This is a genomic window from [Zimmermannella] faecalis ATCC 13722 (assembly GCF_000381765.1).
Lineage (GTDB): Bacteria > Actinomycetota > Actinomycetes > Actinomycetales > Microbacteriaceae > Gulosibacter > Gulosibacter faecalis.
The window spans coordinates 1-15441 of the sequence record NZ_KB907081.1; the positions used below are offsets into that span (position 1 = coordinate 1).

Here is a 15441-nt window from a genome sequence, read left to right on the forward strand (position 1 = left end):
CCACCCTTCTAAGGGCACCACCCGCCAACACCCGGTGGACGTGCCCCAGCACCCCAGCGCATCCCGAATTCACGCCCGCACACGCAGGCGACACCGCACCGGCACACCCGCCGAAGCGGTACTCGGAGTGCGCTGGGGCATGCGCCAGTGGTGGAACAGGGAAACGAACGATGGCCACGGTCGCAAAGACCGTGGCCATCGTCGTGATCGCGAGATCGAGTGATCGTGCAGCGGGCTAGCCCTTTCGGCGCTGCATGATGTCGAGCACCGTGCCGGCGATGAGTACGAGGCCGACGAGGAGGATGACGAAGATGCCGAGGCCCGGTCCGAAGCCGTAGCCCGCGACGTTCGCCAGGGTCGCGATCGCGTCGATCACAGAGACGACGCCTGCGATAAGGGCGACCACCCACGACGAGATGAGCACGGGGCGCTTCGTCGAGTAGCCCGAGAAGATCGTGAGACCGATCGTGCCGAGGAACAGAATCAGCAGCAGCACACCATCGCCCGACTGGATGAAGCTCGCCGAGACGCTGAATCCGAACGCGCTCGCCGAAACGGCGGGGAGGAAGAGGCCGATGAATCCGACGACGGCGGCGATTACGACGCCGACCTGGCCCCACGTGAACTTGTTGAGGAAGCTGTTCGGGTCGTCACTCGCCCGCTTACCCGCGCGCTGACCGGCATCGTTGAGGAAGCTCTTCGCGCCCTGCGCCATCTGCTGCGCACCATCGAAGAACTGGTTCGCGCCGCCCTGCTGCTGGCCGGGCTGGCCCTGCTGGCCGGGCTGACCTGGCTGGCCGTACTGACCCTGCTGCGGGCTCTGCGCCCAGTGCGGAGCTTCCTGGCTCTGGCTACCCTGTGCTTCCTGTGCCGGCTGCTGCGCCGGCGGCTGATTCTGCGCACCCTGCTGCTGGCGAATCCAGTTACCGAGTTCCGGGTAGCAGTTCGGGTTCGCGAGAATGGCCGACCACAAGTCGGGGCGCACGGCAGCGGCCCGTGCGAGCGTCGCGGCGTCGGTGGTCGGGCTGGCGAGTTCTTCGGCGGTGAAGCTGCCGGGTTCGCGATCGGTCATCGTGGTCTCCATCCAGTTGTCCGCGGCGAGGCGGGTCGTCGTGCCGGCCCTGCGGTTTTCCGACACCTGCGGGCATCCTACCTAGAGAGCAAATACGGGCTAGAGAGCAAATACGTCAGTACCTGCACAACGCCGAACTCGTCGTTACTCGGCGCGAGGTAGTTCGCGACGTCGCGCACGCCCGGATGCGCGTTCGCCATCGCGAACGACCAGTCGCCCGTGCCCATCATTTCGAGGTCGTTGAGGTAGTCACCGAACACGACGGTCTGGGCTGGCGTAATGCCGAGCGCCTCCTGCAGGTCGCGAACGCCGTGCCCCTTGTGCACGCCCGGCACCATGATGTCGACCCAGTTCGCGCTCGAGACGACGACCTGTAGATCGTTCGCGATGTCGCCGAGCAGCGCATCCGCGGCCGCCTGCGAACCCGAGAACGCGAAGATCGCGAGCTTCAGCGCGGGCTCGCCGACCTCGAGCATGTCGTCGACGACGTCGAGCTTCTTGTAGTACCGCGACGCCTCCGCGAGGAACGCGTCGTCGGCGCGCTCGACATACGCGCCGTGCGCGCCGCAGTAGACCACGCCGAGGTCGAACTCTTTCGCCTCGCGCACGATGGTCGCGACGCGCTCAACCGTCTCGTTGCTGATGACCGTGGTCGAAACGATCTCGCCGCCGTGCACGACGATGTTGCCGTTCTCGGCGATAAACGAGCCGCCCTGCAGGCCCGGGAACATGTGCTCGAGCGTCGCGAGCTGCCGCCCGCTCGCCGGCACGAACGTCACGCCGCGCGAGCGCACGAGGTCACGAAGCTCATCGAATCCCTCAGGGAACTGGTTGCCCGAGGTGAGCAGGGTGCCGTCCATGTCGCACACCACGAGGCGAACGTCGACGTCAGCGGGGTCAATGGTGGTCCAGTCGGCAGTCACGAGGCCAGTCTAGGGATACGCGACACCCGGCTGTCCGAACGTAGAATTCTCGGCATGGCCACCCCGAAGATCCTCCTTTATTACGTCTTCACTCCCCTGGCCGACCCCGAGGCGATCCGGCTCTGGCAGCACACGCTGTGCGAGCAGCTCGGCCTGCGCGGTCGCATCATCGTCTCGCCGCACGGCATCAACGGCACGCTCGGGGGCGACGTCATCGAGTGCAAGAAGTACGTGCGCGCACTGAAGCAGTACGCGCCGTTCGCCGGCGTCGACATGAAGTGGTCGGAGGGCACGGGCCTCGACGAGCACGGCCACTCGCTCGACTTCCCGAGACTCACGGTGCGCGTGCGTCCGGAAATTGTCGCGTTCGGGGCGCCCGACGAGCTCGAGGTGGACGAGCACGGCGTGGTCGGCGGCGGTCAACACCTGCAGCCCGACGAGCTCCACGAGTTGCTCGAGCGCAAGCCCGACGCGGTGTTCTTCGACGGCCGCAACGCGGCCGAGGCGGCGGTCGGCCGGTTCGAAGGAGCGATCGTGCCCGACACCGTGACGACACACGACTTCATTCGCGAGCTCGACTCGGGCAAGTACGACGACCTCAAAGACCGGCCCGTCGTCACGTACTGCACGGGCGGTGTGCGCTGCGAGGTGCTCTCGGCACTCATGGTGCGGCGCGGGTTCACCGACGTCTACCAACTCGACGGTGGCATCGTGCGCTACGGCGAACGCTTCGGCAACGACGGGCTCTGGGAGGGCTCGCTCACAGTGTTCGACGGCCGCGAGCACATCGACTTCGCCGAGGGCGCGAAAGTGCTCGGCCGCTGCGTACGCTGCGAGACGCCGACGCCACGGCTGCAGAACTGCGCCGACGAATCGTGCCAGCAGCGCCTCGTCGTGTGCGAATCCTGCGCGCCCCAGGCCCCGGCCTGCGACCACCACGAGCGACTCGCGAGCTAGTCGCTGAGCGACACCTCGTCGGCCGAGTCGACGCCGAGCGACTCGAGCGTGAACGTAAACACGTAGACGGCGCGGGGGTTCCACGCGCAGTCGTAATCTGCGTCGTTCTGCGCGTACTCGTGCCCGATCTCGCCCTCACCTGGCGCCGTGAAGCGAATCGGGGTGGGCGGGCACGACCCGTAGCTCGCGACGACGGCGACCGCACCATCAAGGTCGGGCGACGGCGTCGACAGGGCCGCACTCGCGAGTTCCTCGGGCACCTCGTCCCACCACGCATCCCACTCGGCCTGCGTCCGCAACAGCACCGGGTCGCCCTCGTCGAGCAAAGTCGAGAGCTGCTGCGTGTCGCCCGAGAGCAGGTCTTCCTGCCAGAGGTAGGTCGACTTCGTCGGCTCGAGCTCAGGCACCGCCACGTCGGAATCGCCGGATGGTCCCGGCAGGCTGCCAGGCGCGCCACCGGCCTCGCCCGAGCATCCCGCCAGCAGTCCGACCGCGAGCACGGCCGCCGCAATAGCGTCGGCCCGTCGAACACTCACTCGTCGCATGCGCGCCAGGATACGTGGGAAAGTTTTCCGGCCCGTGACCACCCGCTGAGGTCGCGCCACGGGCCGGAAGTCTGGGTTATGCGGGCAGCCGCAGTGGCCGCTCGTGCGCCGTCACCGGCGCGGGCAGTACCGTCGCCCCCTGCAGATAGGTATCGACGGCGGCCGCGGCCGAGCGGCCCTCAGCGATCGCCCACACGATGAGGCTCGCGCCGCGGCCGGCGTCACCCGCAACGAACACGCCGGGTTCCTCGGTCGCGTACGCGTCGTCTCGAGCGACGGCGCCCCGCTCGAGCGCCACCGACAGCTGCTCCGGAAGCGTCTCGGCGTCGGTTCCGGTGAACCCGAGCGCGAGCAGGCAGAGCTCCGCGGGAATCTCGTGTTCGGTGCCCGCCTTTGGTCGGCGCACCCCGTCGACAACCTCGGTCTCGGCGACGAGGAGCGCACGCAGCCGGCCCTCGTCGTCGGCGAGAAACTCGACGGTCGAGGCGAGGTACTTGCGCTCCCCGCCCTCCTCGTGGCTCGTCTGCACCTCGAACAGGTTCGGATGCGTCGGCCACGGCTGGCTCGCCGGACGCTCGCGCGGCGGCTGCACGCCGATCGCGAGGTTCGTCACGCTCGCGGCACCCTGGCGGTGCGCCGTGCCGATGCAGTCGGCGCCCGTGTCGCCACCGCCGAGCACGACGACGTGCTTACCGCGCGCCGAGATCTGCTCGTCGACCTGGTCGCCGCTGCTCGCGCGGTTCTGCTGCACGAGGTACTCCATGGCCGTGTACACGCCGTCGAGGTCGCGGCCGGGAATCGGCAGGTCGCGCGGCTTCAGCGCACCCGTCGCGACCACGACGGCGTCGAAGCGTTCCCGCAGCTGACGCCACGACATGTCGCGACCGATCTCGACGCCCGTGCGGAAGCGCGTGCCCTCGGCGGTCATCTGCTCGATACGCGCGTCGATTCGCGACTTGTCGAGCTTGAAGTCGGGAATCCCGTACCGCAGCAGGCCGCCGATCCGGTCGTCGCGCTCGTACACGGCCACCGTGTGCCCGGCGCGCGTGAGCTGCTGCGCCGCGGCGAGGCCGGCGGGGCCCGAACCCACGACCGCGACGGTCTGGCCGGTCAGGCGCACGGGCGGGTGCGGCTCAAGCCAGCCGTTCTCGGCGATGTCGTCGGCGATGGCCTGCTCGACCGACTTGATCGTCACGGCCGGCTGGTTGATGCTCAGCACGCACGCCGACTCGCACGGCGCGGGGCAGAGCCGCCCCGTGAACTCCGGGAAGTTGTTCGTCGAGTGCAGGCGGTCGGCGGCGAGGCGCTTCTCGCCGCGCCACGTGAGGTCGTTGAACTCGGGAATCAGGTTGCCGAGGGGGCAGCCCTGGTGGCAGAACGCGATGCCGCAGTCCATGCACCGGCCGGCTTGCCGCTGCAGAATCGCACCGTCGCGCTGCGACTGCTGCACCTCCTTGAAGTCGAGGATGCGCACCGCGACCGGCCGCTTCGGCGGCAGTTCGCGTTCGGTTACCTTGAGAAATCCGCGCGGGTCAGCCACGGGTCACCTCCTTGATCTTCTCCCAGACCTGGTCGCCGTCGGGGTCATCGCCCCGCTGATCGGCGAGGTCACGAATTGCGTGCACGGCGGCCCAGTCGCGCGGTACGAGTCGCGTGAAGCGCGACCAGTCGGCGGCGTCGAGCAGGCGGCGGGCGACGGCTGAGTCGGTGAGCTCGGCATGCCGCTCGAGCAGCACCTGCAACTCCATGATGTCGCCGTCACCGAGGCCCTGCAGCTGCAGTTCGCCGCTCGCGACGGCCTCGGGGTTCACCTTGCGCGTATCCAGGTCGAGCACGTACGCCGTGCCGCCCGACATGCCCGCGCCGATGTTCCGGCCCGTCGGGCCGAGAATCACCGCGGTGCCGCCCGTCATGTATTCGAGCGCGTGGTCGCCGGCGCCCTCGCAGATGCCGATCGCGCCCGAGTTGCGCACGAGGAACCGCTCGCCGACGATGCCGCGCAGCGCGAGCATCCCGCCCGTCGCCCCGTAGCCGATGACGTTGCCGGCGATGACGTTGCGCTCGGCGACGAACTTCGCCCGGTGGTCGGGACGCACGACGACCTGGCCGCCCGAGAGCCCCTTGCCGACGTAGTCGTTCGCGTCGCCGAACAGGGTGAGGTTGATGCCGCGCGGCACGAACGCGCCGAGCGACTGGCCCGCCGACCCAGTGAGGTTCACCTCGATCGTCCCGGGCTCGGCGCCCGCCTCGCCGAGGAGCTTCGTGAGCTCGTTGCCGAGCATCGCGCCCACCGAGCGGTCGGTGTTTGCGACCGGCAGGTCGAGCCGCAGCTTCTCGCCCGCCGCGAGCGCCTCGCGCAGTCGCGGCAGGTACGCCCAGTCGAGCTGCAGTTCGAGCTCGTGGTCTTGCTGCGTCGTGTGCTTGCGGTCGGTGCCGTCAACGACGGCGAACACCGGCTCGAGGTCGAGGCCGTCGGCCTTCCAGTGGCGAATCGCGTCGTCGGCGTCGATGAGCTCGGCGTGGCCCGTCGCCTCCTCGAGCGACCGGAACCCGAGCTCCGCGAGCAGCTCGCGCACCTCCTCGGCGATGTACTCAAAGAACGTCTCGACGAACTCCGGCTTGCCGCTGAAGCGCGCCCGCAGTTCGGGGTTCTGCGTCGCGACGCCGACGGGGCACGTGTCGAGGTGGCAGACACGCATCATGATGCAGCCCGACACGACGAGCGGCGCCGTCGCGAACCCGAACTCCTCGGCCCCGAGCAGCGCGCCGATCACGACGTCGCGCCCGGTCTTGAGCTGGCCATCCACCTGCACCGTCACGCGGCCGCGCAGGCCGTTCAGCATGAGCGTCTGCTGCGCCTCGGCGAGACCGATCTCCCACGGCGTGCCCGCGTGCTTGAGCGAGTTGAGCGGGCTCGCGCCCGTGCCGCCGTCGTAGCCCGACACGAGCACGACGTCGGCCTTCGCCTTCGCGACGCCCGCGGCAACCGCGCCGATGCCAGAGTGCGACACGAGCTTGACGTGGATGCGCGCATCGCGGTTCGCGCGCTTGAGGTCGAAGATGAGCTGCTTGAGGTCTTCGATCGAGTAGATGTCGTGGTGCGGCGGCGGCGAGATGAGCCCGACGCCGGGCGTCGCGTGCCGCGTGCGGGCAACCCAGGGGTACACCTTCTCGCCCGGCAGCTGGCCGCCCTCGCCGGGCTTCGCACCCTGTGCCATCTTGATCTGAATGTCGTCGGCGTGCGTGAGGTACATGCTCGTCACGCCGAAGCGGCCCGAGGCGACCTGCTTGATCGCGCTGCGGCGCTCGGGGTCGAGCAGCCGGTCGACGTCTTCGCCGCCCTCGCCCGTGTTCGACTTGCCGCCGAGGCGGTTCATCGCGACGGCGAGGGTCTCGTGCGCCTCCTGCGAGATCGAACCGTACGACATCGCGCCGGTCTGGAACCGCTTCACGATCTCGCTCACGGGCTCGACCTCGTCGATCGGGATCGGCGTGCGGGCCTCGGAGCGCAGTCGGAACATGCCGCGCAGCGTCTTCAGCTCGCGCGCCTGGTCGTCGACGAGCTGTGTGTACTCGCGAAACACGTCGTATCGCTGCGTGCGCGTCGAGTGCTGCAGCTTGAACACGGCCTCGGGGCTGAACAGGTGCGGGGCGCCGTCGCGGCGCCACTTGTACTCGCCACCCGACTCGAGTCGGCGGTGCACGAGCGCCGCGCGCTCCGACTGGTACGCGAGGGCGTGACGTCGCCGTGTCTCTTCGGCGACCACGCCGATGCCGACGCCGCCGAGCCGGCTCACGGTGCCGGTGAAGTACCGCTCGACGAACGGTGCCGCAAGGCCGACCGCCTCGAACGCCTGCGCGCCGATGTACGACGACACCGCCGAGATGCCCATCTTCGACATGATCTTCATGACGCCCTTGCCGAGCGCCTTAATGAGGTTGTGCACCGCCTCGTCGACGGTCACGCCCGTGAGCGAGCCCGAGCGCACGAGCTCCTCCGCCGACTCCATCGCGAGGTACGGGTTCACGGCACTCGCGCCGTAGCCGAGCAGCGTGGCGACGTGGTGCACCTCGCGCGCGTCGCCCGACTCGACGAGCAGGCCGACCTCCATGCGATGGCCCTCGCGAATCAGGTGCTGATGCACGGCGCTCACCGCGAGCAGGCTCGGAATGGGGGCGAGCTGCTCGTCGGAGTCGCGGTCGGAGATGATGATGAACTGCGAGCCCTGCTCGACCGCCGCATCCACCTCGTCGCACATGGCGTCGAGTCGGCGTTCCATGGCGTGCTCGCCCTCGGTGACCGCGTAGAGCGCCGAGATGACGCGCGTGCGCCGGGACCCTGGGGTGCGGTCAATGTGACGAATCTTCGAGAGCTCGTCGTTGTCGATCACCGGGAAATCGAGAATCACCTGGCTCGCGTGCTCCTCGGTGGCCGTGAGCAGGTTGCGCACGGGCCCGAGGCCGCTCGACATTGAGGTGACGACCGACTCGCGAATCGAGTCGAGGGGCGGGTTCGTCACCTGCGCGAACGCCTGCGTGAAGTAGTCGAACAGCAGGCGCGGACGCTCCGAGAGCACCGCGATCGGCGTATCCGACCCCATGGCGCCGAGGGGCTCCGCGCCCGTGCGCGCCATCGGCTCGATGAGCATCTTCAGCTCTTCTTCGGTGTATCCGAAGGCCCGCTGGCGGCGCACGACCGACGCCGAGGTGTGGCTCACGTGCTCGCGCTCGGGCAGGTCGTCGAGCTTGATGCGCGTCGACTCGAGCCACTTGCCCCACGGCTGCGAGCGCGCGAGCTCGAGCTTCACCTCGTCGGAGGGAATGATGCGCCCAGCCTCGGTGTCGATGAGGAACATGACGCCCGGCTGCAGGCGACCGCGGGCACGGATGCGCTCCGGGTCGAGGTGCGGCATGACGCCGGTCTCGCTCGCGACGACGACGAGCCCGTCTTCGGTGACGAGCCAGCGGCCGGGGCGCAGGCCGTTGCGGTCGAGGGTCGCGCCGACGAGCGTGCCGTCGGTGAACGAGATCGAGGCGGGGCCATCCCACGGCTCCATAAGCAGCGAGTGGAACTCGTAGAAGTCACGCAGCTGCTGCGGCATGTCGTCGGAGTTCTCCCACGCCTCGGGCACCATCATCATCATCGCGTGCGGCAGCGACCGGCCCGAAAGGGTGAGCAGCTCGAGCACCTCGTCGAACGAGCCCGAGTCGCTCAGGCCCTCGGTGATGATCGGCTCGAGCGGGCGCAGGTCGCCGAGCAGCTCGCTCTCGAGCTGCGACTGACGGGCGAGCATCCAGTGCCGGTTGCCCTCGACCGTGTTGATCTCGCCGTTGTGGGCGATCATGCGCAGCGGCTGCGCGAGCGGCCACGAGGGGAACGTGTTCGTCGAGTACCGCGAGTGCACGATCGCGAGGCGCGAGGTGAAGCGCTGGTCGCTGAGGTCAGGGTAGAAGTCTTCGAGCTGCAGCGTCGTCACCATGCCCTTGTAGGTGATCGTGCGCGCCGAGAGCGACGGCAGGTAGTCGCCGAGTTCGCGCTCGATGCGCTTACGCATGCGGAACGTGAGGCGGTCGAGCTCGATGCCGCTCGCGGCGGCGGTCGCCGAGGTGACGAAGATCTGGCGGATGCACGGCATCGCGGTGCGCGCGAGCGAGCCGAGCACGTCGGGCTCGGTCGGCACCTCCCGCCAGCCGATGACGCGGATGCGCTCCTGCGAGGCGATGCGCTCGATCGCGTGCGCGGCGGTGTCGGGGTCGTCGGTCGGGAGGAACACGAGGCCGGCGGCGTACTCCCCCGGGTTCGGTAGCGCGAAGTCGGTGACGGCGCGGAAGAACTCGTCGGGCATCTGCGTGAGGATCCCGGCGCCATCGCCGGTGCCCTCGTCAGAGCCGACGGCACCGCGGTGCTCGAGGTGGCGCAGCGCGTCGAGCGCGCCCTCGACGACGTCGTGGCCGGGCGCGCGTCGCAGCGTCGCCACCATGGCGAGGCCGCACGAATCGCGCTCAAATGCGGGGTCGTACAGGCCCTGCTTGTCGGGCGTCTGCAGCGCGCGTATCCGCTGTTGTGCCATCGCTCACCTCACTGCGGTTGGGGGTCGTCGGTGTCGTCGGCACGTCGTCGCGCCGACCCAGTTCGGCAAAGTTTACACACAGCGCAACTCGCTCTAAATATATTTCTTTCATTCATTTTGCGCGCACGGCAAAGTCGCCCGCAGGTGTCGGGCATCGCTAGGCTGGCGGCATGGCCGAGCTGGAGTTCCCGAACATCGACCTCGAGGCGTTCGAGCAGCTCGTGATTGCCGAGCTCGACGCGCTCCCCGACGAAGCCGTCGACGGCCTCGAAAACGTGGTCTTCCTCGTTGAAGACCGCCCCGAAGAGGGCTGGATGCTCGGGGTATACGACGGCGTCGATCTCACCGACCGCGGCACCTACGACTGGGGTCCGCTCCCCGACCGCATCATTCTCTTTCGCGAACCCCTGATCGAGTTCACGAGCTCACTCGACGAGCTGAAGCACGAGATTCACGTGACACTCGTGCACGAAATCGGCCACTACTACGGCATCGACGACGCGCACCTGCACGACCTCGGCTGGGGGTAGGTCAGAGCAGGGGTTCAAGGAGCGCCAACGTCTCAGCCACGCCAACGTCGGCGGGCAGCGTGACATCGGCGAGCTCGGGCGAACCCTCCGTCGCGTAGAAGGCGTCCTCCTGCGCACGCCAGTCGGCCCACCAGGAGTCATCGGCGTCGCGGAGGGTCGCACGCCGGTGGCGCAGATCGGCGTCGACCTCGAGCCACACGCCGACGTCGACGAGCGGGCGGCTCGCGCGACTCAGCGCACCGCATCCCTCGGCGACGATCAGTCCGGGGTGCACCGGCACGCCGTCGAGAAACTCGTCGGCATGCCAGTCCCACCGCCGCGGCACGACGACGTCGCCCGCGCGCACGCGGGCGAGCACATCGGTCGCGAGGTATGCCGCGCCATCGGCGAGCCCAGCCCAGCCCGGGTAAAAGTCTTCGACGCGCACGAGCTGCGCGCCGAGCGCGACCGCGACGTTCTCGGCGAGCGTCGACTTGCCGGCTCCTGAGCGGCCGTCGATCGCGATGACGCGGCTCGGTCGCCGCGACACCACCTAGCGGCGCTTCTTCTTCAGCGCCTTGATGATGCGCGGCAGCGCCCACCCCGACACGATCGTGAGCGGGGTGAGTACGGCGAGCAGCGCCACGACGTTCGGGCGGAACCGGGTGCCGTAGGCGTCGCTCAGCACGTAGCCGAGCGGCACGACGACGTCGCCGGCCTTGAACTCGACCTGGTCGATCGATTCGCTGGTCTGTGTTGCGTCACTCATAGCGCCCACGATAGGTGACATTCCTTTCACCTCGCCCACGTAGTCTGAGAAGGTGACTGACAACGACATCCAGAGCTGGCCGGGCACCCCGTATCCGCTCGGTGCGACCTACGACGGCTCGGGCACGAACTTCGCGATTTTCTCGGAGGGCGCCGAACTCGTCGAGCTGTGTCTGTTCGCCGATGACGACACCGAGACCCGCGTTCGCCTGTACGAGCGCGACGGCTTCGTCTGGCACTGCTACCTGCCGAAGGTGCTGCCCGGGCAGCGCTACGGCTACCGAATCCACGGCGACTACGACCCCGCATCGGGCCGGCGGTTCAACCCGAACAAGCTGCTGCTCGACCCGTACGCGAAGGCGATCGACGGCAACATCGAGTGGGGCCAGGAGGTGTTCTCGTACAACTTCGGCGACCCCGACAGCCGCAACGACGACGACTCGGCCGCGAAAATGCCGAAGGGCGTCGTCATCAACCCGTTCTTCGATTGGACCGGCGACCGCCACCCCCGCACCCCCTACGCCGACTCGTTCATCTACGAGGCGCACGTCAAGGGCCTCACGCAGCTGCACCCCGACGTGCCCGAGGACATGCGCGGCACGTACGCGGGCATCGCGCATCCCAGCGTGGTCGCGCACCTGAAAGACCTCGGCGTGACCGCAATCGAACTCATGCCGGTGCACGAGTTCGTGCACGACTCGACGCTCGTTGAGAAGGGCCTGCGCAACTACTGGGGCTACAACACGCTGAACTACTTCGCGCCGCACGGCGACTACTCCTCGTCTGGCAACAACGGCCAGCAGGTGCAGGAGTTCAAGACGATGGTGAAGACCCTTCACGCGAACAACATCGAGGTGATCCTCGACGTGGTCTACAACCACACCGCCGAGGGCAACCACCTCGGCCCCACGCTGAGCTTCCGCGGCATCGACAACGAGGCCTACTACAAGCTCGAGGCCGACGACCGCCGCTACTACACCGACTACACCGGCACCGGAAACTCGCTGAACATGCGCAGCCCGCACACGCTGCAGCTGATCATGGACTCGCTGCGCTACTGGGTGCTCGAAATGCACGTCGACGGGTTCCGCTTCGACCTCGCGTCGACGCTCGCCCGCGAGCTCCACGACGTCGACAAGCTCTCGAGCTTCTTCGACCTCGTGCAGCAGGATCCGATCGTGTCGCAGGCGAAGCTCATCGCCGAGCCCTGGGACGTCGGCCCCGGCGGCTACCAGGTGGGCAACTTCCCGCCACTGTGGACCGAGTGGAACGGCAAGTACCGCGACACCGTGCGCGACTTCTGGCGCGGCGAGCCGGCGACCCTCGGCGAGTTCGCGACCCGCATCACGGGCTCGAGCGACCTTTACCAGCGCGATGGCCGCCGCCCCGTCGCCTCGATCAACTTCGTGACGGCGCACGACGGCTTCACGCTGCGCGACCTCGTCTCGTACAACGAGAAGCACAACCACGCGAACGGCGAGGATGGCCGCGACGGCGAGAGCCATAACCGCTCGTGGAACAGCGGGGTCGAGGGCCCGACCGACGACCCCGCGATCAATGAGCTGCGCGCCCGCCAGCAGCGCAACTTCATCACGACGCTCATGCTCTCGCAGGGCGTGCCGATGCTGCTGCACGGCGACGAGCTCGGCCGCACGCAGCACGGCAACAACAACACGTACGCGCAAGACAGCGACATCAGCTGGGTGCACTGGGATGCTGCCGACACGGCGCTCATCGACTTCACCCGCTCACTCGCGAAGCTGCGCCACGACCACCCGACGTTCCGCCGTCGCCACTTCTTCTCGGGCCGCATCGCGAAGCGCGGCGAGGGCGAGGGACTCCCCGACGTCGTCTGGCTCTCGACCGACGGCTCGCGCATGGAGAGCGAAGACTGGAACGAGGCGTTCGTGCGCGCGATGGGCTACTACCTCAACGGCGACGCGATCGCGGGCCGCGACCGCTGGGGGCAGCGCATCAGCGACCAGAGCTTCCTCATCTACTTCAACGCGTCGGAGACCGACGTCGAAGTGACGGTGCCGAACGGCGAGATCTCGATGTCGTGGGAGGTCGTCGTCGACACGGCGCAGGGCGAGCTCGAACACGTCGAGCCCGGCGAGCAGTTCCTCATGCCGCAGCGCTCGGTCGTCGTGCTGCGCGAATGGCGCGAACCCGAGGCCGTGACATCGAGCATCGCGACGGTTGCGGCGGCGCCGACCGATCAGACCGCAATGAGTTAGGGAAGGACACCAATGCGCACCCCGGCGAACACCTATCGACTGCAGCTCGATGCGGAGTTCACCCTCGACGACGCGGCCGAGCTCGTCCCGTATCTGTCGACGCTCGGCGTCGACTGGATCTACCTCTCGCCGATCCTGCAGGCGACTGAAGGGTCGACGCACGGCTACGACGTCGTCGACCCGACCCGCGTCGACGAGTCGCGGGGCGGTCGCGCGGGCCTCGAGCGGCTCGCGGCGCGCGCGCACCAGGCGGGCCTCGGCCTGCTCGTCGACATCGTGCCGAACCACGTCGGCGTCGCCGTACCCCGGCAGAACCCGTGGTGGTGGGATGTGCTCTCCCACGGCGAGGGGTCGCGGTTCGCGAAGTTCTTCGACATCGACTGGGCCGCGGGCGAGGGCAAGCTGCTGCTGCCCGTGATCGGCGACGCCGACATGCCCACGGAGCCGGGTGCGCCCATCCGTGGCCTCGAGGTCGACCGCGAGGCGGGCGTGCTGCGCTACTACGACCACGAGTATCCGCTCGCCCCTGGATCGGCCGACGACCACGACCTCGACGTGCGCGACGTGCACGACGCGCAGCACTACGAGCTCGTGCACTGGCGCCAGGGCGACTGGTCGCTCAACTACCGCCGCTTCTTCACGGTCACCGAACTCGCCGGCGTTCGCGTCGAAGACCCCGAGGTGTGGGATGCGGCGCACGCCGAGATTCTCTCGTGGGTGCGCGACGGACTCGTCGACGGCCTTCGCATCGACCACGTCGACGGCCTTCGCGACCCGGCCGGCTACCTCGCGAAGCTGCGGGAGCGCACGGGCGTGTACATCTCGGTCGAGAAGATCCTCGAGCCCGGCGAGCGGCTCCCCCACTGGCCGATCGACGGCACGACCGGCTACGACGCGCTCGGCGAGTACGACCGCGTGCTCGTCGACGACGCTGGTCGCGACGACCTCGACGAGCAGTCGGCGGCGCTCTCGCACCACGACGTCGACGACTGGGAGACGCTCGTGCACGGCGCGAAGCGCTTCGTCACCGACGGCCCGCTCCACGCCGAGATTCGCCGCGTGGCCCGCGACCTCACCGGGAGCGCGGAGCCCGACGCGCGCACGATTGACGCCCTGAGCGAGATCGCGGCGTGCTTCCCCGTCTACCGCACCTACCTGCCCGAGGGCGTCGAATACCTCGAGCGGGCCGCGCGCGACGCCGCCGACTGGCGCAGCGACCTCGGTGACGAGATCGAGCGCGTCGCCGACCTGCTGCGAGACCCTGACAACCCGGGCGCACTGCGGTTTCAGCAGACGAGCGGCATGGTCATGGCGAAGGCGGTCGAAGATCGCTCGTTCTATCGCTACTCGCGCCTCACCTCGCTCAACGAGGTGGGTGGCGACCCGTCGATCTTCTCGCTGAGCCTCGAGCGGTTCCACGAGCTCCAGGCCGAGCGCCAGCGCGACTGGCCGACCACGCAGACCGCGCTCACGACGCACGACACGAAGCGCAGCGAAGACGTGCGCGCGCGGCTCGACGCGCTGAGCGAGGTGCCGGAGCTCTGGCGCGACTCGCTCGAGCAGCTGCTCGAGATCGCGCCGATCTCGAACCCCGCGTTCGGCAATCTGCTCTGGCAGGCGATCATCGGCGTGTGGCCCGCGAGCCGCGAGCGCCTCTACGCGTACGCCGAGAAGGCGGCGCGCGAGGCGGGCGACGTGACGACGTGGACCGAGATCGACGAGGGTTACGAGCAGCAGCTGCGCGACGCGATCGACGCGGCGTTCGACCATCCCGCCGCCCGCTCGATCGTCGCGAACCTCGTCGAGCGACTGCGCCGCCCGGGCTGGTCAAACTCGCTCTCGATGAAGACGCTGCAGCTGCTCGCCCCCGGCGTGCCCGACGTCTACCAGGGCACCGAGCTCTGGCAGCACTCGCTCGTCGACCCCGACAACCGGCGCCCAGTGCACTGGGTGGAGCGCCGCGCCGCGCTCGACGCGATTCTGCAGGGCGCGCGCCCGCAGTTCGACGACGACCTCGACCCGACCGGGTCGGTCAAGCTCATGCTCACGGTCGCGGGCCTGCGCATGCGTCGCGAGCTCCCCTCGCACTTCACCGAGTACACGCCGCTGACGGCGACCGGCTCGTCGGCCGACCACCTCATCGCGTTCGATCGCGGCGGGGTCGTCGTGCTCGCGACGCGGCTGCCGGTCGATCTCGAGCTCGGCGGCGGCTGGCACGACACCCGCCTCGAGCTGCCCGAGGGCAAGTGGGTCGACCAGTTCACGGGCGACTCGTACCGCGGCGAGGTCGCGGTTGCGCACCTGCTTGAGCACCTGCCCGTGGCGATGCTCGTGTACACCGACAACTAGGCGCCGGGAG

General features: G+C 68.7%; 11 protein-coding genes. 4 read left to right on the forward strand and 7 right to left on the reverse strand.

What is annotated here, in order from left to right; genetic code table 11:
* Positions 1 to 235: 235 nt before the first annotated feature.
* Both G328_RS0109960 and G328_RS0109965 read right to left on the reverse strand, forming a co-directional pair.
* Complete coding sequence (locus tag G328_RS0109960; RefSeq protein WP_154651565.1) at positions 236 to 1072, reverse strand: variant leucine-rich repeat-containing protein; 837 nt, start codon at positions 1070 to 1072, stop codon at positions 236 to 238.
* A 77-nt stretch (positions 1073 to 1149) separates the two neighbouring features.
* Complete coding sequence (locus tag G328_RS0109965; protein WP_019619208.1) at positions 1150 to 1995, reverse strand: Cof-type HAD-IIB family hydrolase; 846 nt, start codon at positions 1993 to 1995, stop codon at positions 1150 to 1152.
* A gap of 54 nt (positions 1996 to 2049) precedes the next feature.
* On the opposite strand from G328_RS0109965, the gene trhO reads away from it, so the two are divergent.
* Positions 2050 to 2952 (forward strand): oxygen-dependent tRNA uridine(34) hydroxylase TrhO, encoded by a 903-nt coding sequence (trhO, locus tag G328_RS15060; RefSeq protein ID WP_019619209.1) that lies wholly within the window; start codon positions 2050 to 2052, stop codon positions 2950 to 2952.
* Here the strand turns inward: trhO and G328_RS0109975 are convergent.
* The 3 genes from G328_RS0109975 to gltB form a co-directional block, all read right to left on the reverse strand.
* Entirely contained in the window at positions 2949 to 3497 is a 549-nt protein-coding gene (locus G328_RS0109975; protein ID WP_154651566.1) for a hypothetical protein, read from the reverse strand. The genes trhO and G328_RS0109975 overlap by 4 nt on opposite strands.
* 76 nt (positions 3498 to 3573) lie before the next feature.
* The gene (locus G328_RS0109980) at positions 3574 to 5037 is read right to left on the reverse strand and encodes a glutamate synthase subunit beta (RefSeq protein ID WP_019619211.1); all 1464 of its coding nucleotides are present in this window, start codon (positions 5035 to 5037) and stop codon (positions 3574 to 3576) included.
* Complete coding sequence (gene gltB, locus G328_RS0109985) at positions 5030 to 9568, reverse strand: glutamate synthase large subunit (RefSeq protein WP_019619212.1); 4539 nt, start codon at positions 9566 to 9568, stop codon at positions 5030 to 5032. The genes G328_RS0109980 and gltB overlap by 8 nt, the downstream gene beginning before the upstream one ends.
* Positions 9569 to 9738: 170 nt before the next feature.
* Here gltB and G328_RS0109990 point away from each other — a divergent pair, with 170 nt between their 5' ends.
* Positions 9739 to 10098 carry a metallopeptidase family protein gene (locus G328_RS0109990; RefSeq protein ID WP_019619213.1) on the forward strand — a complete coding sequence of 120 codons (360 nt, stop codon included), beginning with the start codon at positions 9739 to 9741 and terminating at the stop codon, positions 10096 to 10098.
* A 1-nt stretch (position 10099) separates the two neighbouring features.
* Here G328_RS0109990 and G328_RS15065 read toward each other — a convergent pair whose 3' ends face one another.
* Both G328_RS15065 and G328_RS15070 read right to left on the reverse strand, forming a co-directional pair.
* Entirely contained in the window at positions 10100 to 10630 is a 531-nt protein-coding gene (locus G328_RS15065; RefSeq protein WP_019619214.1) for a nucleoside/nucleotide kinase family protein, read from the reverse strand.
* Complete coding sequence (locus G328_RS15070; protein WP_019619215.1) at positions 10631 to 10846, reverse strand: hypothetical protein; 216 nt, start codon at positions 10844 to 10846, stop codon at positions 10631 to 10633. It lies immediately after the preceding gene.
* Positions 10847 to 10913: 67 nt separating this feature from the next.
* Here G328_RS15070 and glgX point away from each other — a divergent pair, with 67 nt between their 5' ends.
* Positions 10914 to 13082: a glycogen debranching protein GlgX gene (gene glgX / locus G328_RS0110005; RefSeq protein ID WP_040905508.1), complete on the forward strand. Its 2169-nt coding sequence runs from the start codon at positions 10914 to 10916 to the stop codon at positions 13080 to 13082.
* Positions 13083 to 13094: 12 nt separating this feature from the next.
* Complete coding sequence (gene treY / locus G328_RS0110010) at positions 13095 to 15431, forward strand: malto-oligosyltrehalose synthase (RefSeq protein WP_019619217.1); 2337 nt, start codon at positions 13095 to 13097, stop codon at positions 15429 to 15431.
* Positions 15432 to 15441: the final 10 nt, after the last annotated feature.

Excerpts from the sequence above, each read along its gene's own strand:
- G328_RS0109960 (WP_154651565.1), bottom strand. The coding sequence starts at position 1,072 with ATGACCGATCGCGAACCCGGCAGCTTCACCGCCGAAGAACTCGCCAGC.
- trhO (WP_019619209.1), top strand. The coding sequence starts at position 2,050 with ATGGCCACCCCGAAGATCCTCCTTTATTACGTCTTCACTCCCCTGGCC.
- G328_RS0109975 (WP_154651566.1), bottom strand. The coding sequence starts at position 3,497 with ATGCGACGAGTGAGTGTTCGACGGGCCGACGCTATTGCGGCGGCCGTG.
- gltB (WP_019619212.1), bottom strand. The coding sequence starts at position 9,568 with ATGGCACAACAGCGGATACGCGCGCTGCAGACGCCCGACAAGCAGGGC.
- G328_RS0109990 (WP_019619213.1), top strand. The coding sequence starts at position 9,739 with ATGGCCGAGCTGGAGTTCCCGAACATCGACCTCGAGGCGTTCGAGCAG.
- G328_RS15070 (WP_019619215.1), bottom strand. The coding sequence starts at position 10,846 with ATGAGTGACGCAACACAGACCAGCGAATCGATCGACCAGGTCGAGTTC.
- treY (WP_019619217.1), top strand. The coding sequence starts at position 13,095 with ATGCGCACCCCGGCGAACACCTATCGACTGCAGCTCGATGCGGAGTTC.